Genomic DNA, 21,781 nt, shown 5'->3' on the forward strand with positions numbered 1-21,781 from the left:
GCACGGACCGAAAACGGTGCGGGCCTCAAAGCCCTGCGACCGCCAGCCGCGCGCGGGAATCAGTCAGGCGTGATGCCGGCTTGCTTGCCGGTCAACACGGACACCGACTGCGAGGTGGCCACGACGGACCAGTGCGCAGCGGCGCCGAGGGTGGAGCCGAAGGGAAGCTGCTCGGGGTTGGGGACGCCGGCCGAGCCGAAGCCTCCCGTTCCGAAGCAGCACGGGGCCGGCGGTGCCTGGGCGGGCAGGGCCGGCATCGGCGTGGAGTTCCTCGGGCCGGACAGGTCCGAGCTCCGGTACGGCGGCAACGGGTGCCGCGCGTTGAGCGCGGTGGCGGCAGGCGCGCCGACGAAGGACGAGTGCAGGTCGGAGCCGGCCGCGCCGGCCGGGTCGAGCCCGGTCGGGGAGGCGGACTGCTGCCTGCCGTCGGTCGTCGTGGACGCGCCGGAGAGCTCGCCGATCACCGAGATCGGCAGCCGCACCGGCAGCGTGGCCAGCGGGAACTGGACCACGTGGCGCACCAGGGAAACCGAGTCCCCCACCAGGGCGGACGGGGCAGGAGTTGCCACGTGCCGCCCCACCTGGACGAAGTCGTCCTGGACCTGGTGGGCGAACCGGTCGAATTCGGCGGAGGAGGGCAGGCTCGCCCCACTCGCCACGGTCTGGTGCTCGTCGGCGAGCGAACCCACGGTCGGCTTGCTGGCGGTCGCGACCGCGCGGGCCATCTCGTGCACCCCGTTGTCCGCTGATGCGGTTTCCGGCGAGTGGCCGTGCGTGGCGACCGCGTGGTTCACCGGGTTGACCACGATGTGGTCGCCGAGGGTTCCCGCGGACGCGCAGGCGGTGGAGAGGCACCACGCGGCGGCCGTCAGGCCCGCCGCGCCGCCGACGGTCAGCAGTGCCCGGGTGAGTGCGCGGCGTAGCCGGCTGCCCCCCGTGGTCACGTGCCCGTCCGTCGACAAAATGAAGATCCTCTTCCGCTCGCCTGGGGAAACGTCGTCATCGGTGAAGGGACGCGAGAGGCATCCGTGATGTCGACGCCGAGAGATTGTCAGTTTCGGACCGGCCGCGCACCCTTGACGCCGCAAGATCCCCTGAACGTGTGAACAGTGCCTAACCACCGCCACCCGACTACGGTGATCGTGTGACTTCGCCCCGGCCAGGCCGTCCCGAGGACGTCAGCCAGTCCGTGCCCAAGGTGCTGCGGGTCAGCGCCGCGCTGAGCTGGCGGCTGCTGGCCGTGGCCGGCGCCGTCTGGCTCATCTCGTGGGTGGTCGGCTACCTGGCGGTGGTGATCATCCCGGTGGCCATCGCGCTGCTGCTGGCCGCGCTGCTCGCGCCGGCGGTGGCCCAGCTGGTGCGCTGGAACGTCCCGCGCGGGGTGGCCACCGCGCTGGTCGTGGTCGGCGGCATCGCGGTGGTCGGCGGCGTGCTCTACGGCGTGATCAGCGCGTTCGTCGGCGGCCTTCCCGACCTGCAGAAGCAGGTGGCCGACTCGGTGAAGACCATCCAGACCTGGCTGCAGGGGCCGCCGCTGCACCTGTCCCCGGCCCAGCTCACCGACCTGCCCAACCAGATCATCAAGCTGATCCAGGACAACCAGCTGACCATCACCACCAGCGCGCTGAGCACCGCGGCCAGCCTGGCCGAAGTGCTCACCGGCGTGCTGCTGGTGCTGTTCACCACGATCTTCTTCCTGCACGACGGCGGCGGCATCTGGTCGTTCCTGGTCCGGATCATCCCGGCCGACGTGCGGCCGCGGGTGGACGTGGCCGGCCGCCGCGGCTTCGCCTCGCTGGTCCGCTACGTGCGGGCCACCGCCGCGGTGGCGGTGGTGGACGCGGTCGGCATCGGCGTCGGCATCGGCATCATCGGCGTGCCGCTGGCCGTGCCGCTGGCCGCGCTGGTGTTCCTCGGCGCGTTCATCCCGATCATCGGCGCGGTCATCGCCGGCAGCGTCGCGGTGCTGGTGGCCCTGGTGGCCAAGGGCTTCATCTGGGCGCTGGTCGTGCTGGGCATCGTGATCCTGGTGATGCAGCTGGAGAGCCACATCCTGCAGCCGCTGCTGCTGGGCCGGGCCGTGCAGCTGCACCCGCTGGCCGTGGTGCTGGTGATCGCGGCCGGCTTCACCTTCGGCGGCATCGCCGGCGCGCTGATGTCGGTGCCGATCCTGGCCGTGCTGAACTCCGGCATCCGATCGCTGCTGCACGACCAGGGCGTCGATCCGTCCGAAGTGGACCCGACGCGGCCGCCCAAGGTGGAGCCGGGAACCTCCAAATAGACGGCGCCGCCAACTCGGCTAGGCGCGAGGTCGCGCCGGTCTCTGGAGCGAGCTCGCCCCGCGCGGAACGCGCCGCATGTCACGCCATGGCGACCAGGTTGCGGCCGTAGCCCTTGGCCGACAGCAGCGCCGAATCGGCCGCCACCAGCAGCGTGGACACGTCGTAGCCGTAACGGTCCGAAGTGGACACTCCGATGCTGACGGTGAGGCCGCTCAGCACGTGGGCGTGGCCGTCGGCGGCGGTGGTCGCCACCCGCAGCAGCGAGATGGCGTGCCGGACCCGTTCGGCCACCGACTCGGCGACGCCGGGCCCGGTGTCGGGCATCAGCACCACGAACTCCTCGCCGCCGAACCGCCCGACCAGGTCCCCATGGCGCACGCTGACCCTCAGCTCACGGGCGACCGCGGCCAACGCCGCGTCCCCGGCCAGGTGCCCGACCCGGTCGTTGACCCGCTTGAAGTGGTCGAGGTCCAGCAGCATCATCGCGACCGGCCGCTGCCGCGACGAAGCCTTGGCCAGCTCGTCACGGGCCTGGAGGTCCCAGTGCACGGCGTTGGACAGCCCGGTCTTGGCGTCCCGCTGGGCCGAGCGCCGCCACTGCGGCAGCTGCGCGGCCCGCTCCAGCAGGAACATCGGCGGCCCGGCCAACAGCGCCCGGATCGGGTCGGTCAGCACCGACACCGCCATCAACGCGCCGGTGCTCGCGGCCACGATGCCCAGCACCACGTCGATCGGCTCGCCGAACACCTCGTCGGAGCCGGCCGACGGGGCCCGCAGCCGCAGGCCGACCGCCACCAGCACGGCCCGGGTCGTCAGCAGCACGATGCCGCCGAGCACGAGCATGCCGAAGTCCCAGCTCGGCCGAGTCCAGCCGAGCGCGGCACGGGTGGCGAACACCGACAAGGTGGTCGCGGCCAGCGTGAACAGCCAGCGATGGGCCTCCGGTCCCGGGCCGAGAACGCCGTAGAGGGCGGGGCCGAGCAGGAGCAGCAGTGTCAGGTTCGGCGGCAACATCAGCAGGCCGGCCGACAGGTAGCAGATGTGCAGCGCCCACGGATTGCGCCGGGTCTCGTTGGACAGCTGCGTGGCGATCGCCGTGATGACCACGACCACCAGGCCGGTGCCCGCGATCGCGCCGAACCGGCCGAGGTCCTCCAGGGTGGGCGGGGCGGTCGCGGCCAGGACGTAGCCGCCGACGACCAGCGCGGCGAGGTCCACTGCGATCCAGTAGACCAACGCGGGCCTCGGCAGGGTCCACATCGACCAGTCACGCACTACGAGTCCGTTCGTCACCCGATGTCCTGAGCGTCGCACACACCGTGACACGAGCAGAAGTCCACCGGTCAGGGATACCCGCCACCACCCGGTCACGGCAGTATGAGCGCGGGGAGGGAGCCGTGGTGAACCGCAGACCAGCCATTCCGGGGATCACGCCCGACGACGATCCGGCCACGCCGTTCTGGCGGGGCGTGATCGTGCTACGCATCGTGACCTGGGTGTTCGCCCTGGCCAGCATCTGGGTCGACCGGGGCAGCTTCGACCTGGAGTGGGCGGCGTGGGTTGTCGCCGGCGTGATGACGGTGTGGACCGGGGTGCTCACCTACTTCTACCTGACACCGGCCGGCCGCAAGCCGCAGCTGGTGATCGCCGACCTGGTGCTGAACACCGTGCTGATGCTGAGCTCGGTGCCGATCGTCGGCCCTGGGCACCTCCAGGGCGGCGCGCAGACGATCACCACCCTGTGGTCGAGCGGTCCGCCCGTCGGCGGCGCGATATACGGCGGCCGGTACTGGGGGCTGCTGTTCGGCGGCATCACCGCCGTGGCGAATGTGCTGCCGCGCGGCTACTTCAACATCTACCTGGCCGAGGACACGGTGCTGCTGATCGGCGTCAGCTTCGTGGTCGGCGTGGCCTCGGAGGCCACCCGCAACTCCGCGGCCCGCGTGCGGCAGGCGCTGCGCACCGAGGCCGCGACCGCCGAGCGGGAGCGGCTGGCCCGGTCCATCCACGACGGCGTGCTGCAGGTGCTGGCCCGGGTGCGCAAGCGTGGGCTGGAGGTCGGCGGCGAGGCGGCGGAGATCGCCGAGCTGGCCGGCGAGCAGGAGATCGCCCTGCGGTCGCTGATCGCCTCCGGACCGTTGGAGTCCACTGTGGACGGCGACACCGACCTGCGGCAGTGGGTGCAGCTGATGGCCACGCCGACGATTTCCGTGGCGGCGCCGGCAACTCCGGTGCTGATGCCGCAGGTGGCCGCGGCCGAGCTGAGCGCCGCCGTGCGGGAGGCGCTGTCCAATGTGGAGCGCCATGCCGGCCCGGCCGCGCGGGCCTGGGTGCTGCTGGAGGACCTCGGCGGCGAGGTGGTGCTGAGCATCCGCGACGACGGCGTCGGCATCGCCGACGGGCGGCTGGCCATCGCCGAGGCCGAGGGCCACCTGGGCGTCTCGCAGTCGATCCGGGGACGGATCGCCGACCTGGGTGGCACCGTTGAGCTGGTGACGGCGCCCGGCGAGGGCACCGAGTGGGAACTGCACGTGCCGACGGGGGGACAAGCGTGAGCGTGTCGGTGATGGTCGTCGACGACCATCCGATGTGGCGGGCCGGGGTGGCCCGCGACCTGGAGGAACGCGGCTTCGAGGTGGTGGCCACGGCCAGCGACGCCCCGTCCGCGGTGCGGATCGCCAACGCCGTGCGGCCGGACGTCGTGCTGATGGACCTCAACCTCGGCGTGCAGACCGGCGTGGAGGCGACACAGCAGATCGTCGCCGCACGGCCGGAGACCCGGGTGCTGGTGCTGTCGGCCAGCGGCGAGCACGCCGACGTGTTGGAGGCGGTGAAGGCCGGGGCGTCCGGCTACCTGCTGAAATCCGCCTCCGCCGAGGAGCTGGCCAACGCCGTCAACCGCACCGCCGAGGGCGCGGCCGTGTTCACCGCCGGGCTGGCCGGCCTCGTGCTGGGCGAGTACCGGCGGATGGCCACCGAGCCGGCCGGGCGGGAACCCGCGCCGGAGCTCACCGGCCGGGAGACCGAGGTGCTGCGCCTGGTGGCCAAGGGCATGACGTCCAAGCACATCGCCACCCGCCTCGACATCTCACCGCGCACCGTGGAGAACCACGTCCAGTCCACGCTGCGCAAACTCCAGCTGCACAACCGCGTGGAGCTGGCGCGCTACGCCATCGAGCACGGACTGGACGTGGACTCCGCCAACTAATGCTGGCGGCGCGGGGTCAGGGCGGCGCGAGCGGCCAGGCGGGCGTGCTCCGGGTCGTGCGCGGCCAGTGCGGCCTTGGCCGCGAGCTGGCACTGGTCGAAGTGCACCTCGGCCAGGCCCCCGCCAACCCGGTTCAGGGCGCCGGCGTTCATCGACAGGCTGGTCATGCCCAGGCCGACCAGCACCGCCGCCAGGTGCGGGTCCGCGGCCGCTTCACCGCAGACGCCCGCCGGCTTGCCCACCTCGCCGGCCGCCTTGCCGACCAGGGCGATCAGGCGCAGCAGGGCCGGCTGCCACGGGTCGTTGAGCGCGGCGACCGCGCCGACCTGCCGGTCCGCGGCGAAGGTGTACTGGGCCAAGTCGTTCGTGCCGAGGCTGACGAAGTCGACGGCGTCGAAGATCTCCCGGGCGGTCAGCGCCGCCGCCGGCACCTCGATCATCACGCCGGCCTTCTCGATGCCGGCCGCGCGGACGCGCTTCGCGAACCAGGCCGCCTCCTCGGCGGTGGCCACCATCGGGGCCATGACCTGCACCAGCGCGCCGGTCTCGGCGGCGGCCGCGGCGATGGCCTCCAGCTGCCGGTCCAGGATCTCGGTGCGGGTGAACGCCACCCGCAGGCCACGCACGCCCAGCGCCGGGTTGGGCTCCGGCTCGGGGGCGAGGAAGGCCAGCGGCTTGTCCGCGCCGGCGTCCAACGTGCGGACCGTGACCGGCTTGCCGGCGAACGGCTTGAGCACCGCGGCGTAGGCGGCGGTCTGCTCGGCCACGGTCGGCTCGCTGGTCGCCGACAGGTAGCAGAACTCGGTGCGGAACAGGCCCACGCCTTCGGCGCCGTTGGCCGCGGCGGTCGTCGCGTCGGCAGCGGAGCCAACGTTGGCCAGGATCTTGAACCGGTTGCCGTCGGCGGTGGTGCCGACGCCGTCCCAGTGCACCTCCTTGGCCGCGCTGGCCGCGAGGACCTGGACCTGGCCCATCGGCACCTCCACCACGCCGGTGTCGCCGTCCACGATCAGGCCGCGGATGTCGCCCAGCGCCAGCAGGCCAGTGGTGGCCACGACGGCCGGGATGCCCAGCGAGCGGGCCAGGATCGCGGTGTGGCTGGTCGGGCCGCCCTCCTCCGTGACGAGGGCGAGGACCTTGCTCGGGTCGAGGCCCGCGGTGTCGGCCGGCGCGAGGTCGCGGGCAATCAGCACGGTGGGGCCGGTCAGCGTCGGCACGCCGGGCGGCTCCACGCCCATCAGCTCGGCGACGATGCGGTCCCGCACGTCCCGGATGTCGCGGACCCGCTCGGCCATGTAGCCGCCGGCCGCGGCCAGCGCGGACGCGAACGTCTCGGCGGCGTCGAACACCGCGCGGGCGGCCGGCAGTGACTTGGCGGTGACGAGCTTCTCGGCCTGGCTGGCCAGCGACGGGTCGGCCGCCATCGCCGCGGTCGTCTCCAGCACCGCCTTGGCCTCGCCGGTCGCGGCGTCGGCACGCGCGGTCAGCCGGTCCGCGACCGCCTTGGCCGCGGGCCGGATCCGGGCCGCCTCGGCCGCCGGATCCGCGGGCGCGGGCGTCGCCGCCGGCTCCGGCAGCGGGTCCGCGACCCGCACCACCGGACCGGAGGCCCGGCCCGCACTCACTCCGACACCCTTGAGTCGCGCGCTCGACATGGTCTAGACCATACCCTCCGTCGAATCCACTTCACCACGGGTCGGGTACGACGCCTGCGCGCCCGGCCGGGTCACCGACACCGCCGCCACCCGCACCGCCCTCTCCGCCGCCGCGACCAGGTCGTCCCCGGCCGCGAGCCGCGCGATCAACGCCCCGACGAACGCGTCGCCGGCCCCGGTCGTGTCCACCGCCGTCACCTCGGGCGAGGACACCTCCGTCGTGCCGTCCCGCTCGATCACCAGCGCGCCGCGGCGGCCCAGCGTGACAACGGCCGACCTCGGGCCCAGGTCCAGCAGCTTCTTGAGGTCCGTCCCGCCGTCCATCAGCCACTGCGCCTCATGCTCGTTCACGACCAGTGGGTCCAGCGCGGCAAGCGTTTGCGGCTGGAGTTTCGCCACCGGCGACAGGTTCAGCACCGCCCTCGTGCCCGCCTCCCGGGCCAGCGCCACCGCCCGCTCGATCGCCGGCAGCGGCACCTCCAGCGAGGCCAGCAGCACCTTCGCTCCGGCGATCACGTCCTTGGCCGCCTCCACCTGCTCGACGTCCACCGCCGAGTTCGCGCCGGGGGAGACGACGATCGTGTTCTCCCCGTCTGGAGTGACCGTGATGTAGGCGGCCCCGGTCGGCCGCCGTGCCGTGCGCACCAGATCCAGCTGAACGCCCGCCCGGCTCATCGAGTCGCGCAGCAACTCCCCGTGCTGGTCATCGCCCAGCGCCCCCAGCAGCGCCACCTGGGCCTCCTGCAACGCCGCCGCCACCGCCGCGTTGGCCCCCTTGCCGCCCGCTGCCAGCACCGTGTCCGACCCCAGCACCGTCTCGCCCGGCCCCGGCCTGCGCTGCACCCGCACCACCACGTCGGCGTTCGCCGAGCCGACCACCACCACCTCAACAGTCACATCACAACCCTGCCACGTGAGTAGCTCTACGGATCCATTCGACGAGGTCAGGACTCATCCTGTCGGCATGACCACCTCGGAACCACTGGCTCGACTGGCCGCCGAGCTGGACTTCATCGGCCGGCGGCTGCAGGTCGTCAGCCAGGAGTTGCAGCACGCCCAGCTCGTCGCGCCGGCCCCCGCGCCGATGCCGGCGCCGATGCAGCAGCCGATGCCCGCGCCGCCGCAGATGGCCCCACCGCCGCAGGTCGCATGGCCGCAGCCCCAGATGCCTACCTACGTTCCCCCGCCGCCGCTGCCCGAACGCCTCGGCCGCGCGGGCGCCGGCAGCAAGGTGGTGTCCTGGATCGGCGGCTCCGTCACGCTGCTGGGCATCGTGCTGCTGATGGTGCTGGCCGTGCAGCGCGGCTGGCTCGGCCCGGAACCCCGCGTCCTCGTGGGCGGCGGGCTCGGCCTGGCGCTGATCGCGGGCGGCCTGTGGGTGCACCGCAACCCCGCCGGCCGCAGCGGCGCCTATGCCCTGGCCGCGACCGGCATCGCCGTCCTCTACCTGGACGTCGCCGCCGCGACCTCGCTCTACAACCTGATGCCGCAGTGGGCCGGCCTGCTGATCGCGCTGGTGGTCGCCGGCGGCGGACTGCTGCTGTCGGCCCGGTGGAACGCCCAGTTCATCGCCGTCTGGGTGATCATCGGCTGCGCGCTGTGCGACCCGTTCCTGACCCACGGCTTCACGCCGCTGCTGGTCTCGTTCCTGGTCGTGCTGCAGATCGGCGCCATGCCCGTGCAGCTGCTGCGGAACTGGCCGTCGCTGGCGTTGGTCGCCGGCGTCCCGCCGGTGCTGGCCAGCCTGTTCACGACCGTGATCCATCTGCGCTCGGGCGACCCTTTCCAGACCGCCGGCGCCGCGCTGGCCTCCACCATCGTCGGCGTGGCCATCGCCGTGGTCATCACGCTGCGGGACCAGCGCAACCTGGCCTCGCCCGTGATCCTGCTGGCCACCTCGCCCATCGCCGCCCTGGTCGCCGGGTTCGCCCTGACGCGTCCCGAGGCGGCCTGGCTGGCCGCGATCGTGGCCGCGCTGATGCTCGTCGTCGTGTTGGGCGACCGCTGGCTGACCACTGCCACCACCGTCACCGCCGCGATGGTCGGTTCGGTCGCCCTGGTCGACGCCACCGTGCAGGCGCTGTCCGGACCGACCCAAGCCATCACCCTTCTGGGTGAATCTTTGGTTCTGGTCCTGGCCGCCGATCTCGCTCGGCACCGCGCGGCGCTGCTCGCCTCGGTGCTGACCAGCGTGTTCGGGCTGCTGTGGGGCCTGACCGTGGTCAGCCCCGCGCTGCTGGTGGTCTACCGGCCCGACGTGGACCTGACCGTCAGCACGGCGCTGACCGCGCTGCTCATGACCGCCGTGGCCATCGCGATTCCGCTGGTCGCGTACCGGATGAAGGTCATCGCGTCGCCCACCCGCAACGCCGGGCCGTGGATCGCCGCCGGCCTCGTCATGCTCTACGGCGCCGCCGGGGCCGTGCTGGCCACCGCCCTGCTCGTGTCGCCCGACCGCTCCGGATTCCTGTTCGGTCACACCGTGATCACGGTCTCGTGGACCGTCGCCGCCATCGCCCTGCTGCTGCGCGGAATCCGCTCCGGCGCCCTGCGCGCGGTCGGGTTGGTGCTGGTCGGAGCCGCTGTCGTCAAGCTCATCCTGTTCGACCTGGCGTTCCTCGACGGGCTGGCCCGGGTGATCGCCTTCCTCGTCGCCGGCCTGCTACTACTTCTGGCCGGTACCCGATACGCCCGGCTGGTCGTACATGGAGGAGTCATAACGGATGAGTCGCGAGGCGTAACAAATCAGGTGCCGGACTGATACACAGAGGTGTACCGGCTGATTCGTCCGTCGGTGAGGTGCCCTGGCGCCGGTCGCGTAGCCCCCCGAGCGACCCGGCACCAGGGCATCTACGTTTTCCCGGCCGAGCGGAGACGTTGACCCGTCCCGGGTGCGCGGCTGGCCGGAGCCATGGTCAAAATGCTCCCATGCGGCTTGTGACCACCACGCGCTGCCAGCGTCGGTTCGGCGCTCGGCGACTGCGAGCCTTGGTGGCGGCCGGAGTCGCGCTGGCGATGCTGACCGCCGGGGTGGTGATCGAGCAGCCCGTGCTGATCCGGCCCGCCGCGAGCGCCGCCGCCGTGCACGCCCTCGTCGCCGGCGAGAACGGCGAGCTGCGGATCATCGACTCCGCCGCCGGCCAGGTCACCGCGGTCGTCGATACCGGGGCCATGGTCACCGGCCTCACCCTCAGCCCGGACGGCCGCACCGCTTATGTCGTCAACGGCTGGTCCGGCACCGTCACCATCGTCGACGTGGCCGCGGCCAAGGTGATCAAGCGCATCAGGGTCAAAGCCGAGCTCGACTCGGCCGTCGTGCGGCCCGACGGCAAGCGCCTCTACGTCACCGGCACCGCCAACGGCCAGGGCGTCGTCCTCGGTTTCGACACCGCCACCAACTCGCTGGCCGCCGTCATCCAGGTCGGCGCCGCCCCCACCGGCGCCGCCATCACCCCCGACGGCTCGCACCTGTACGTGGTCAACAACCAGGGCGCCAGCCTCACCGTCATCGACACCCGCATCGCCACCGTCGTTCGCACCGTGCCGGTCGACGTCCTGCCCCAGTACGTCGCCGTCAGTCCCGACGGGGCCACCACCTACGTCTCGCACACCAGCAGCCTGTCCGGCGTCAACGGCTCCATCACCGTGATCGACAACCGCACCAACCAGGTCGCCGCGCACATCCCCGTCGGCGTCGGTGCCTGCGAGCTCGCCGTCGGCGGCGACCGCCTGTACGTCACCAACCTCCAGGACGGCACGGTGTCCGTTGTGGACACCACCACCCGCCGCGTCGTGCAGACCCTCGTCCTCACCGTGCGGGGCATCGCCGTCTCGCCCCGGGACCACAGCGTCTACTTCGCCGGGCGCAACGCCGTCACCGTCGTCGACGGCACCGGTCAGGTCACCGCCACCATCGACCTGGCCGACAACAGCAAGCCGGCGACCGTCATCGCGGTCGCCGGCTGAGTCCCGCTGTTCGTCACTTCTGCGGCAGCAACTCCGGCGCCTCCGCCTTCACGGCCGCCAGCACCTGGTGGATCGAGGGATTGACCATCCACGTGCTGCCCACGTTCACCGTCGGCACCGTCTCGTTCCCGTTCGCCGCCGCCCGCACCGCCGCCGCCGCATCCGGGTCCTGCCAGATGTCCAGCTCGCGGTACTTCAGCCCGCTCCGCTTCAGGTTGGAGCGCAGCATGTCGCAGAACGGGCACCCCGGCCGCACGTGCACAAGCACTTCAGTGGTCACTTGGTCTCCAACCTCTCCCCGGTCGTCCCGTATTCCCCTCGATTGTGCTAGTGCACCAGCTCGGGCTCACGGACGGGCTCGTCGTCGAGATCGTCGGACTCCTGGATGCCGACGCGTTCCTGGAGGCGGCGCAGCGGGCCGGGGGCCCACCACGCGGCGTTGCCGAGCAGGCGGAGGACGGCGGGCACGAGCATGAGCCGCACGACCGTGGCGTCGAGGACGAGGGCGACGATCATGCCGACGCCGATGAACCGCATGATGACGATGCTGGACAGGCCGAAGGCGCCGGTGACCACGATCAGGAGCAGCGCGGCGGCGCTGATCATGCGGCCGGTGCGGACGAGGCCCGTGCGCACGGCCTCGGCCGTGGACAGGCCCTTGTTGCGGGCCTCGACCATGCGGGACAGCAGGAACGTCTCGTAGTCGGTGGACAGGCCGAACACCAGGGCGCCGATGAGCACCATGACGCCGACCTGCATGGGTTGGGCGGTGACGTCGAGCAGGCCGGCGCCGTGCCCGTCCTGGAAGACGAAGGTCAGCACGCCGAAGGTGGCGGACAGGCTCAGGGCGCTCATCACCACGGCCTTGACGGGCAGCAGCACGGAGCCGAAGGCCAGGAACATCAGCAGCAGCGTGGCGCCGACGAGGATGGCCACCATCCAGGGCAGCCGGTCGAAGATGGACTGGGTGCTGTCGGCCAGCTTGGCGGTGAAGCCACCGACGAGCACCTCGGTGCCGTCGGGGTGGGGCAGCGCCCGCAGCGACGTCACGGCGTCCTTGGCCTGGTCGCCGAGGGGGTCGCCGGGCAGGTTGCCGGTGAAGACGTACACATCGCCCTTGGCCCCGACGGGATGCACGTCGGAGGCGATCTTGCCGGCGTCGGCGACCAAAGTGCCGACCGAGGCCTGGTCCAAGGCCTTGCCCCGCAACACGATGGAGGCGACGGAGTTACCGGTGGACGGGAACGCCCTGGTGATGGACTCGATGGCCTGACGGCCGGGATCGCTGGGCGGCAGCTGCTTCTCGTCGGCGGCGCCGAACTTGACGTTGAGGAACGGGGCGCCGAGCACGAGCAGCACGGCGACGATGGGCACGACGAACAGCGCGGGCCGCTTCATGACGGTGCCGGCGACGCGGTTGAGCCACCGCGGCTCGGGGTTGGCGGTCTTGCCCCGCCGCCACGGGACGGACAGCTTGTCGATGCGGAGACCGAGCACGCTGAGCAGCGCGGGCAGCAGGGTCAGCGACACGATGGCGGCGATGGCCACGGCGGACATGCCGCCGTAGGCGACGGCCTTGAGGAAGTCGAGGGGGAACACCATCAGCCCGGCCAGGGCGATCACCAGCAGCGTGGCCGAGAAGGCGACGGTCCGGCCGGCGGTGGCCACGGTGCGGCGCACGGCTTCGGCGGTGTCCCGGCCGGCGGCGAGCTCCTCGCGGAACCGGCCGACCGTGAACAGGCCGTAGTCGATGGCCAGCCCGAGTCCGAGCAGCGAGGCGACGTTGACGGCGAAGGCGTTGACGTCCAGGCCGAGGGAGATCAGCCGCAGCACGCCGAGCGCGCCGAGGATGGACAGGCCGCCGACCAGCACGGGCATGAACGCCGCGACCACGCTACCGAAGATCACCACGAGCAGCACGAGCACCAGCGGCAGCGACACGAACTCGGCGAACTCGACGTCGGTCATGGACTTGTCGGTGATCGTCTTCTGCAGCGGGGCCTGCCCGCCGATCTGGGTCTGCACGCCGTCGACGACGAGCTGGTCGGCGATGGCCGCGTACTGCTCGCGCTGCCTGGTCTGGTCGGTGGAGGCCAGGGTGATGGTGGCCAGCCCGTGCGTCTTGCCGGCGTCGGCCAGCTGCGGCACGTGGGTGTTCCAGTACGACACGACCTTGCTGACGTCCGCAGAGGGCAGCGCCGCCAGCCGATCGTTGATCCTGCGCGCGAGATCGGGGTCGTCGACCGTCTTTCCGGCCGGTGCGGTGTACAGCACGACGACATCGCCGCCCTGTTTGCCGATGGTGTCCTCAATGATCTTGTCGACGTGCGCGGCCTGGCTGCCCGGGTCGTCGTAGCCGCCCTGAGTCAGCCTGCTGTTCACGCCGGAGCCCCAGGCCCCGCCGATCACGGTCAGCACCAGCACCGCGATGATCACGATCCAGCGGCGTCGGTGCGCCGCCGTTCCCCAGGACGCGAACATCAAGCCCTCTCTCGTTGTACCGTTCCCCTAGGACAGGCACCCGTAAACACCGTTAACCCGAGCGACGGTACGGGACAGTTAACGGTGTTTACAACACGATGGGGTGAACTATGACGGAGACCACGCGACGTGATCGGCCCCGTGCCGACACCGAGCGGGAAATCCGCCAGCAGGCGCGCAGGCTACTGGTGGAGCAGGGCCGGGAGGCCGTCACGCTGCGCGCGATCGCCCGTCAGCTGGGCATCACCGCGCCGGCGCTCTACCGGTACTACGACTCGCGCGAAGACCTGCTGCGCCGTGTGATCGACGACATCTGCCTCGACCTCGGGGCCGAGCTGACCGCCGACCTCACCCGGATCGACGAGCACGACGCCGTCGGCGGCGTGCTGGCCGTCTGCCGCGGCTTCCGCCGCTGGGCCCTGGCCCACCCGCAGGAGTTCACCCTCGTCTTCGCCTCGCCCGACGACTCCGCCCACTGCGAGGTCGACGAGTCCACCGGCAAGATGATGCGCCCGGCCAAGGACCAGTTCGGCCGCATCTTCCTCAACATGGCCGGCAAGCTCCTGGCCACCCACAAGGTCCTGGTGCCCGAGGAGGAGAAGGTGCCCGCCGACCTCCGGGCCGACCTGATCGCCTTCCGCGGCCACCTGCTGGCCCAGATCGAGCACGAGGGCATCGAGCTGCCGGAGCAGGCGCTCAACCTCTCCGTGGTCTACCTCATGCTGCAGTTCTGGGTCCGCCTCTACGGCCAGGTCGCGCTGGAGGTCTTCGGCCGCTTCCCGTTCGCGGTGGCCAACCCGGAGCCGCTGTTCGAGTCCATGCTGACCGAGCTGTTCGACGACATCGGCCTGGCCGACGCTTCCTGATCAGGCGACCGGCGCAGGCTCGGACAGCCATCCCGCGGACCTCAGGTGCTCCCACGCGATGGCCACGTGGCGTGCGGTGAACAGATGCGACGGTATGTGGCTCCAACCGGCGATCACGTCGTACGCCTGCCGCGCGCTGCCGGCCGTGCCTTCGATGAAGGTGAACAGCGTGGTGGCCAGGAGCTCCAGCTCGTACGTGCTCTCCCAGCCGTCGACCGCGTCGAGAACGGCGTCGACAACCTTGTCGTAGTCGGCGGGCACCACCTCGATGGCGCGCCCCACAGCGTCAGGCATCAGGTGGATGGGTTGGAGCTCGAGCACCTTGTCCGTGGCGTCGCCGTAGCCGAGGACGAAATGCCCTTCCCAGTCCTTGAGTTCGCGCTCCAGACCGTGCGAGTAGGGCCCGTACCTACCCCGCTCGAACCTGTGCGTGGCCGCACCCGTGAAGACCTGCAGCAGGTAGGCCAACTTCTGGATCTCGATACGTGCCAACGCGTCCGCACGTTCCGCTACGCGGAAAGGCGCCGCCGCGCGTACGAAGGCCGACAGAAGCACCAGCAACTCAGCGCGTTCCACGGTGAGCTCGGGGGCTTCACTTCGGTTCGGCATGTCCTCCGGAGCCGGTGATCCAGCCGGAGCGAACAGGATGACCTCGGTGTCGAGGTTGCCCAGCTCCGTCAGCAGGATCTTCCTCACATCAGCCGGACGGCCTTCCGGCGAGTCTGACAATTCGCCGGTGCAGGGTCCGTTCGCGACTGTCGCGAACGGACCCTGCAAGCATCACGCGACGATGTTGACCAGGCGGCCGGGCACCACGATGACCTTGCGCGGCTCCTTGCCGCCCAGCAGCTCGGCCACCTTCGGGTCGGCCAGCGCGACCGCCTTGACCTGCTGCTGGTCGGAGTCGGACGGCACGGTGATCCGGGCCTTGACCTTGCCGTTGACCTGGATCGGGTACTCCACGGTGTCGGCGACCAGGTAACGCTGCTCGGCGACGGGGAACGGACCGTGGGCCAGCGACTCGGGGTGGCCCAGGCGCTGCCACAGCTCCTCGGCGATGTGCGGGCACAGCGGGGCCAGCATCAGCACCAGCGACTCGGCCACCGACCGCGGCGTGGAGCCGGCCTTGGTCAGGAAGTTGTTCAGCTCGATCAGCTTCGCGCCGGCGGTGTTGTAGCGCATCTCGGCGTAGTCCTCGCGGACGCCGGCGATGGCCTTGTGCAGGGCCCGCAGGGTGTCCTCGTCCGGCTCGACGTCGGTGACCCGCAGCTCACCGGTCTCCTCGTCGACCAGGTTGCGCCACAGCCGCTGCAGGAAACGCTGCGCGCCGACGACGTCCTTGGTCGCCCACGGCCGGGAGACCTCCAGCGGCCCCATGGACATCTCGTACAGCCGGAAGGTGTCGGCCCCGTAGTTGTCGCACATCTCGTCCGGGGTGACGACGTTCTTCAGGCTCTTGCCCATCTTGCCGTACTCGCGGTTGACCTCTTCGTCCTGCCAGAAGAACTTGCCGTCCCGCTCGACCACCTCGTCGGCCGGCACGTACACGCCGCGCGCGTCGGTGTAGGCGTAGGCCTGGATGTAGCCCTGGTTGAACAGGCGGCGGTACGGCTCGTCGGAGCTGACCTCGCCCAGGTCGAACAGGACCTTCTGCCAGAACCGGGAGTACAGCAGGTGCAGCACGGCATGCTCGACGCCGCCGATGTACAGGTCGACGCCGCCCGGGTCGGTCGGGCCGTGAGCCTTCGGGCGCGGGCCCAGCCAGTACTTCTCGTTGACCGGGTCGACGAAGCGGTCGCTGTTGTCGGGGTCCACGTACCGCAGCTGGTACCAGCAGGAGCCGGCCCAGTTGGGCATGGTGTTGGCGTCGCGGCGGTACATCTTGGGGCCGTCGCCCAGGTCCAGCTCGACGTTCAGCCACTCGGTGGCGCGAGACAGCGGCGGCGACGGCTCGGTGTTGGGGTCGTTGGGGTCGAAGGTCCGCGGCGAGTAGTCGTCCACCTCGGGCAGCTCGACCGGCAGCTGGTCCACGGGGATGTCGTGGGCCACGCCGTCCTCGTCGTAGACGATCGGGAACGGCTCGCCCCAGTAGCGCTGCCGGGAGAACAGCCAGTCGCGCAGCTTGTACTGCACGGTGCCCTCGCCGGCGCCCTGCTCGGTCAGCCACTCGGTGATCGTCTTCTTGGCCTCGACGACGTCCATGCCGTCCAGGAACCCGGAGTTGATCGCCGGCCCGTCGCCAGTGAAGGCCTTGCCCTCGAAGCCTTCCGTCGGCTGCACGGTGCGGATGATGGGCAGGCCGTACACCTCGGCGAAGTCCCAGTCACGGGTGTCCTGGCCCGGCACGGCCATGATCGCGCCGGTGCCGTAGCCCATCAGCACGTAGTCGGCGACGAACACCGGCACGCTGGCCCCGTTGACCGGGTTGACCGCGTGCGAGCCGGTGAAGACGCCGGTCTTGTCCTTGTTCTCCTGGCGGTCCAGTTCGGACTTGCGGGAGGCGGCCAGCCGGTACGCCGCAACGGCTTCCGCCGGGGTGGCCGCGCCGCCGGTCCAGCGGGCGTCCACATCGGACGGCCACTCGGCCGTGGTCAGGGTGTCCACCAGCGGGTGCTCGGGGGCCAGCACCAGGTAGGTGGCGCCGAACAGGGTGTCGGGCCGGGTGGTGAAGACCTCGATGTCGTCCGCGCCGGCCGCGAAGCGCACCCGGGCCCCGTGTGAGCGGCCGATCCAGTTGCGCTGCATCGACTTGATCTTGTCTGGCCAGTCCAGCCGGTCCAGGTCGTCGACCAGGCGGTCGGCGTACGCGGTGATGCGCATCATCCACTGGCGTAGATTGCGTCGGAACACCGGGAAGTTGCCGCGCTCGCTGCGGCCGTCCGCGGTGACCTCCTCGTTGGACAGCACGGTGCCCAGCCCCGGGCACCAGTTCACCGGCGCCTCGGACAGGTAGGCCAGCCGCTGCGAGTCGATACGGGAACGCCGCTCGTCGGCCGACAGCGTGGCCCAGGACGGGTCCTTGGCGTACTCCGCCGCCAGCTCGGCGATCGGCCGCGCGCGACCGGCCTGGGTGTCGTACCAGGAGTTGTAGATGCGCAGGAAGATCCACTGCGTCCAGCGGTAGTACTCCGGGTCGATGGTGGAGATCCGGCGGCGCTCGTCGTGACCCAGGCCCACCCGGCGGATCTGCCGCAGGTAGGTGGCGATGTTGTCCTCGGTCGTCTTGCGCGGGTGCTGCCCGGTGGCCACGGCGTACTGCTCGGCCGGCAGGCCGAACGCGTCGAAGCCCATGGTGTGCAGCACGTTGCGGCCGTTCATCCGGTGGAACCGGGCGAACACGTCGGTGCCGATGAAGCCCAGGGGGTGGCCGACGTGCAGGCCCGCGCCCGACGGGTACGGGAACATGTCCTGCACGAACATCTTGTCGGCCGGCAGCGGGGCGTCGCCGCTCAGCTTGCCGACCGGGTTCGGCGCGTGGAAGGTGCCGTTCTCGTCCCAGTAGCGCTGCCAGCGCTGCTCGAACGCGCCGGCCAGCTCAGCGGTGTAGCGGTGGGCCGGCGCCGCCTCGGCGGTCTGCTCGGTCATCACAAGTGCCTCTCGTCGTACCTGCCCCAGGAAACACAAAACCCTCCAGCCCGGATGGGCATGGAGGGCTGCCGCGCCGACCCGCTTCGTCAGGAGGTCAACGCGGCTGAATAAGGAGCAGATGGACCGTGCTCACCGGGCAAGTTTAGCGCACACTCTGTAGCTCATGCGCTGGGTTTGGATCGGCCTGGTTCTGTCGGTGGCGGCCTGCACCGCGACGCCCCCGCCACCCCCGTTGCCCACCGTCTCGACGACGGTCAACGCCGTGCTGCCGCCGGTGCCCAGCGGCGACTGGCAGACGTTCAACCGGACCAACCAGCGCGAGGGTGTTCAGCCCGACCTCGTGTCGACGGGTCCGCTGTCCTCGGCCTGGCACACCAAGCTGGACGGCGCGGTCTACGGCCAGCCGCTCATCGTGGGCGACCGCGTGCTGGCCGCCACCCAGGGCGACACGATCTACTCCCTGGACGCGGCCACGGGCAAGATCCAGTGGCAGACCCGATTAGGCACCCCGATGCCCCGCAAGGGCCTGCCCTGCGGCGACATCGACCTGGTGGGCATCACCGGGGCCATGGCCTACGACCGGTTCACCGGCCGGGTGTACGCGGTGGCCGAGACCGCGGGCGGCAGCCACACGCTGGTCGGCCTGGACCTGGACACCGGCACCGTCGAGGTGCGGGCCAGCGTGGATCCGCCGCGCGGGGACACCACCGCCTATCTCCAGGCCGGCGCGCTGACCGTGACCGACGGCCGGGTCTTCATCCCCTACGGCGGCCTGGCCGGGGGCTGTGGCAACTACGTCGGCACGGTGCTGTCGATACGAACCGACGGCACCGACGCGCACAGCTACACCGTGCCGACCCGACGCAAGGGCGGCTTCGACGGCCCGGCCGGCGGCGTCATGGACAACTCGCGCCTGCTCTACGCGACCGGCGGCGGCTCCTCGACCGGTGGCCAGTACGACGACAGCGACGCGGTGGTGGCGCTGGCCGTCGACAAGCTGAATCGGATCGACATCTTCACGCCGCCGGCCTGGAGCGACGACAACGCCAACAACCTGGACCTCGGCGCCACCAACCCCGTGATGCTCGGCTCGCACGTGGCCGTGACGGGCAACCGCGGCATCACCTACGTGCTGGACCAGTCCGATCTGTCGCATGTGACGTCGCAGCTCAACACCTGCCCCTCGCAGGGCTCAGCGGTGGCGCTGGACAACATGCTGGTCATCCCGTGCGCCAACCCGAGGGCGTTCCTCTGCGACAACGCCGGGCAGCTGACCCCGCTGTGGACCGCCCCGGTCGCCGCGGCCGGCTCCCCGACGGTGGGCGGCGACGCGGTGTGGGTGGTCGATCCGGCCGGCGGCATCCTCTACGCCCTGGCCATGGCGACGGGCGCGGTGCGGGGCCAGGTCCAGATCGGCCCCACACCGCACTACGCCTCGGCGTCGCTGTCCAAGGACCACGCGTACGTGGGCACGATGGACGGCGTGGCCGCGGTGGCCGGCGCCTAGCGGACGGCCAGCGCGATCACCTGGGTGATCTGGCCCGAGTTGAAGTTGTTGTCGCTGACCAGCAGCAACGACCGCTCGCCGGTGGGCAGCGTCGGCCCCCACGTGATGCCCTCGATGTTGTCGACCTTGGGCAGGCCGAGGGTGTCCAGGTCGACCAGCAGCTTCTTGCTCACCGGCTTGATCTTCTGGCCGGCCAGCGAGGCGACGTCCTTGACGTTGGTGGCGCCCTTGGTGTCGATCTCGTACACCCGGACCTTGTTGCCGACGCCGGTGACGAAGGCCCGCTCGACCATCAGGTAGCGGGTCGGGTCGATCGGGTCGAAGGCGACCATGCTGGAGACGCCGTTGGTGTCGGCCGGGCTCGGGGACGGCGCGAACAGCGGGTCGATCGGGTACGCGTACTGGGCCAGCACCGGGCCGAAACGGCTCTGCACGGTGATCCGGGTCAGCGCGCCCGAGGTCGCGGTGGGGTCGGGGCCGTCCTGGAGCAGCGGGTCCTCGACCTCGCTGACCAGCAGCGTGCCGGCGCCGGCGTAGGTGATGCCCTCCAGCGTCTGGTTCTGCCGGGGGCCGATGGTGTCGGTGGTCATCCGCTCGTTGGCCGGCAGCGGGTACTGGCCGACGTAGCTGCCGTCCGGCCGGGCCTGGCGGATCGACGGGTCGAGCAGGGTGGTCTGCGGGGTCAGGATCCGCTCGCCCTCCTGGCTCCAGGTCACGTTCCCGGTCCACGGGTCGACGCGGAGCTCCTCCGGGTCGACGGTGCCGTCCCGATCGCAGACCTCGCGGGACGCGGTGCACGGCGTCGCGGTCCAGTCCTTGATCGTCGGATAGGTCCTGCCGTCGGGACGCAGGAACGGGTGCGTCCCGGTGAACTGCACGGAGTTGACGCCGTGCGCGTCCACGTCGATCTTGGCGGTGTAGAACCGGGCCGGGTTGATGGCCGAGCGGTCGTCGCTGATCAGCACGTACTGGCCGGTGCGGGGATCGCGGTCGATGGCCGACAGACCGCCGACGGTGGTGCCTTGGAACGGCAGGTTGAACGGCACGATCTGCTCGCCGAGCAGGCGGACCCGGGACGGGCTCGCGGTCGCGGCGCCCGCGGTCAGTCCGGTCGCCAGCAGTGCCACGGTGGCGATGGTGAGGCTGCGTCTGAACATGGCGTGCAGCACATACGACCGGGGTGAAGTCCTGGTGGCCATGGGATAACGCCTACCCTCCATGGTGTGAACCTCGCAGTCACGACGGTATCGGTGGTTGTCCTGGTCGTCGGCGTGTCCTTCGCCGTGGTCGGCGGGCTCGGCCTGCGCGGCACGCTGCGCCGCAACCGGTTCTTCGGCGTGCGCACGGAGGCGGCGATGCGCAGCGAGGAGGCGTTCAGCCTCGCCAACCGCGTGTCCGGGCTGCCGACCGTGGTCGCCGGCCTGGTCGGTGTGATCGGCTCGGCCACCTCGCTGGCCCTGCACGACTCGATCGTGCCGCTGGCCGTCGGCGTCGTCGGCATGCTGGCGATCGTGGTCGCCGGCGCCGCCACCGGCACCAGGGCCGCCGACGCCCTGCCGGAACCGGAGCCGACGCTACCGGCGGGCTGCGCCGGCTGCGCCTGCGGTGGCTGCAGCCTGGTCAAGGGCTGACACCGACCTGCCCGAACGATCAGTTGCGCAGCACGTCGCCCGGGTGGCTGGCCTGCAGCGCCAGCGGCATGCCCTGGCGGCGCAACACCCGTCCCCACAGGTCGACGCCCGGCGGCGTGAGCACGTCGCCGGGCAGCCCGGCCACCACGAACCAGTCGCCGCGCTCGATCTCCCCGGACAGCTGGTCGACGTCCCAGCCGGCGTAGCCGGCGAACACTCGTAAACCGCGGACCTTCGACACCAGCGACTCCGGGTCGGAGTCCAGGTCGACCATGGCCACCGGGCCCCGCACCGCGATCACGCCGTCGGTGCTGCCGACGTCCTCGCCGGTGTTGAGCGCGGCCAGGCACAGCGCGGTCTTCTGGTCCACCGGCCCGCCGACGAAAACGGCCTGCGGCTTGGTGACGTAGGGACCCCAGGCCGGCAGCACGTCGTGCACCGCCACCTCGCTCGGCCGGTTCAGCACCACGCCGAGCGTGCCCGCGCCCCGGTGGTCGATCACGTAGACCACGGTGCGGCGGAAGTTGGAGTCGAGCAGTTTCGGCGAGGCCACCAGCAGTGAACCGGGCTCGACATCGCGGTCGGGGCGCACGCCGC

The 21,781-nt window shown here is 71.2% G+C and carries 18 protein-coding genes; 8 read left to right on the forward strand and 10 right to left on the reverse strand.

Features of this window, described 5'->3' with window-relative positions; genetic code table 11:
* Positions 1–59: 59 nt before the first annotated feature.
* Entirely contained in the window at positions 60–944 is an 885-nt protein-coding gene (locus tag AB0M73_RS04045) for a hypothetical protein (RefSeq protein ID WP_363886553.1), read from the reverse strand.
* 200 nt (positions 945–1,144) lie between these two features.
* Here AB0M73_RS04045 and AB0M73_RS04050 point away from each other — a divergent pair, with 200 nt between their 5' ends.
* Positions 1,145–2,281 (forward strand): AI-2E family transporter, encoded by a 1,137-nt coding sequence (locus tag AB0M73_RS04050; protein WP_363886554.1) that lies wholly within the window; start codon positions 1,145–1,147, stop codon positions 2,279–2,281.
* A gap of 79 nt (positions 2,282–2,360) precedes the next feature.
* On the opposite strand, the gene AB0M73_RS04055 is transcribed toward AB0M73_RS04050, so the two are convergent.
* Positions 2,361–3,575, reverse strand: coding sequence for a diguanylate cyclase (locus tag AB0M73_RS04055; protein WP_363886556.1), 1,215 nt, complete (start codon positions 3,573–3,575; stop codon positions 2,361–2,363).
* Positions 3,576–3,682: 107 nt separating this feature from the next.
* Between AB0M73_RS04055 and AB0M73_RS04060 the strand changes: the two genes are divergently transcribed.
* Entirely contained in the window at positions 3,683–4,837 is a 1,155-nt protein-coding gene (locus AB0M73_RS04060; protein WP_363886557.1) for a DUF5931 domain-containing protein, read from the forward strand.
* A complete protein-coding gene (locus AB0M73_RS04065; RefSeq protein ID WP_363886559.1) occupies positions 4,834–5,490 on the forward strand; it encodes a response regulator transcription factor in 657 nt (218 codons plus the stop codon). Before AB0M73_RS04060 ends, AB0M73_RS04065 begins: the two co-directional genes overlap by 4 nt.
* Here the strand turns inward: AB0M73_RS04065 and ptsP are convergent.
* Together ptsP and AB0M73_RS04075 are read right to left on the reverse strand one after the other, a co-directional pair.
* Positions 5,487–7,145, reverse strand: a complete 1,659-nt coding sequence (gene ptsP / locus AB0M73_RS04070; protein WP_363886560.1) for a phosphoenolpyruvate--protein phosphotransferase — start codon at positions 7,143–7,145, stop codon at positions 5,487–5,489. The two genes, AB0M73_RS04065 and ptsP, sit on opposite strands and share 4 nt — an antisense overlap.
* A 3-nt stretch (positions 7,146–7,148) precedes the next feature.
* Entirely contained in the window at positions 7,149–8,042 is an 894-nt protein-coding gene (locus tag AB0M73_RS04075; RefSeq protein WP_363886561.1) for a ribokinase, read from the reverse strand.
* 67 nt (positions 8,043–8,109) lie between these two features.
* On the opposite strand from AB0M73_RS04075, the gene AB0M73_RS04080 reads away from it, so the two are divergent.
* Positions 8,110–9,906, forward strand: a complete 1,797-nt coding sequence (locus tag AB0M73_RS04080; protein ID WP_363886564.1) for a DUF2339 domain-containing protein — start codon at positions 8,110–8,112, stop codon at positions 9,904–9,906.
* 167 nt (positions 9,907–10,073) lie between these two features.
* The gene (locus AB0M73_RS04085) at positions 10,074–11,111 is read left to right on the forward strand and encodes a YncE family protein (RefSeq protein ID WP_363886565.1); all 1,038 of its coding nucleotides are present in this window, start codon (positions 10,074–10,076) and stop codon (positions 11,109–11,111) included.
* A 13-nt stretch (positions 11,112–11,124) separates the two neighbouring features.
* Here AB0M73_RS04085 and AB0M73_RS04090 read toward each other — a convergent pair whose 3' ends face one another.
* Positions 11,125–11,391, reverse strand: coding sequence for a glutaredoxin domain-containing protein (locus tag AB0M73_RS04090; protein ID WP_043720545.1), 267 nt, complete (start codon positions 11,389–11,391; stop codon positions 11,125–11,127).
* A gap of 47 nt (positions 11,392–11,438) precedes the next feature.
* A complete protein-coding gene (locus AB0M73_RS04095; protein ID WP_363886570.1) occupies positions 11,439–13,592 on the reverse strand; it encodes an MMPL family transporter in 2,154 nt (717 codons plus the stop codon).
* Between the two features lie 110 nt (positions 13,593–13,702).
* Here AB0M73_RS04095 and AB0M73_RS04100 point away from each other — a divergent pair, with 110 nt between their 5' ends.
* Positions 13,703–14,458, forward strand: coding sequence for a TetR/AcrR family transcriptional regulator (locus AB0M73_RS04100; protein ID WP_043720543.1), 756 nt, complete (start codon positions 13,703–13,705; stop codon positions 14,456–14,458).
* Here AB0M73_RS04100 and AB0M73_RS04105 read toward each other — a convergent pair whose 3' ends face one another.
* Together AB0M73_RS04105 and leuS are read right to left on the reverse strand one after the other, a co-directional pair.
* Entirely contained in the window at positions 14,459–15,235 is a 777-nt protein-coding gene (locus tag AB0M73_RS04105; protein WP_363886573.1) for a hypothetical protein, read from the reverse strand. It lies immediately after the preceding gene.
* A 3-nt stretch (positions 15,236–15,238) separates the two neighbouring features.
* Positions 15,239–18,043: a leucine--tRNA ligase gene (leuS, locus tag AB0M73_RS04110; protein ID WP_363886575.1), complete on the reverse strand. Its 2,805-nt coding sequence runs from the start codon at positions 18,041–18,043 to the stop codon at positions 15,239–15,241.
* A 166-nt stretch (positions 18,044–18,209) separates the two neighbouring features.
* Between leuS and AB0M73_RS04115 the strand changes: the two genes are divergently transcribed.
* A complete protein-coding gene (locus AB0M73_RS04115; protein WP_363886578.1) occupies positions 18,210–19,553 on the forward strand; it encodes a PQQ-binding-like beta-propeller repeat protein in 1,344 nt (447 codons plus the stop codon).
* On the opposite strand, the gene AB0M73_RS04120 is transcribed toward AB0M73_RS04115, so the two are convergent.
* Positions 19,550–20,710, reverse strand: coding sequence for an esterase-like activity of phytase family protein (locus AB0M73_RS04120; RefSeq protein ID WP_363886580.1), 1,161 nt, complete (start codon positions 20,708–20,710; stop codon positions 19,550–19,552). The genes AB0M73_RS04115 and AB0M73_RS04120 overlap by 4 nt on opposite strands.
* 66 nt (positions 20,711–20,776) lie before the next feature.
* Between AB0M73_RS04120 and AB0M73_RS04125 the strand changes: the two genes are divergently transcribed.
* Entirely contained in the window at positions 20,777–21,184 is a 408-nt protein-coding gene (locus AB0M73_RS04125; protein ID WP_043720536.1) for an SdpI family protein, read from the forward strand.
* A 19-nt stretch (positions 21,185–21,203) separates the two neighbouring features.
* On the opposite strand, the gene AB0M73_RS04130 is transcribed toward AB0M73_RS04125, so the two are convergent.
* Positions 21,204–21,776, reverse strand: a complete 573-nt coding sequence (locus AB0M73_RS04130; protein ID WP_043720533.1) for a YqgE/AlgH family protein — start codon at positions 21,774–21,776, stop codon at positions 21,204–21,206.
* Between the last annotated feature and the right edge of the window lie 5 nt (positions 21,777–21,781).

Origin of the sequence: Kutzneria sp. NPDC051319, assembly GCF_040682195.1 — a bacterium.
Taxonomy (GTDB): Bacteria; Actinomycetota; Actinomycetes; order Mycobacteriales; family Pseudonocardiaceae; genus Kutzneria.

Coding starts and splice junctions, on each gene's coding strand:
- AB0M73_RS04080 (WP_363886564.1), top strand. CDS start 8,110: ATGACCACCTCGGAACCACTGGCTCGACTGGCCGCCGAGCTGGACTTC.
- AB0M73_RS04085 (WP_363886565.1), top strand. CDS start 10,074: ATGCGGCTTGTGACCACCACGCGCTGCCAGCGTCGGTTCGGCGCTCGG.
- AB0M73_RS04095 (WP_363886570.1), bottom strand. CDS start 13,592: ATGTTCGCGTCCTGGGGAACGGCGGCGCACCGACGCCGCTGGATCGTG.
- AB0M73_RS04100 (WP_043720543.1), top strand. CDS start 13,703: ATGACGGAGACCACGCGACGTGATCGGCCCCGTGCCGACACCGAGCGG.
- AB0M73_RS04115 (WP_363886578.1), top strand. CDS start 18,210: ATGCGCTGGGTTTGGATCGGCCTGGTTCTGTCGGTGGCGGCCTGCACC.
- ptsP (WP_363886560.1), bottom strand. CDS start 7,145: ATGTCGAGCGCGCGACTCAAGGGTGTCGGAGTGAGTGCGGGCCGGGCC.
- AB0M73_RS04120 (WP_363886580.1), bottom strand. CDS start 20,710: ATGTTCAGACGCAGCCTCACCATCGCCACCGTGGCACTGCTGGCGACC.
- leuS (WP_363886575.1), bottom strand. CDS start 18,043: ATGACCGAGCAGACCGCCGAGGCGGCGCCGGCCCACCGCTACACCGCT.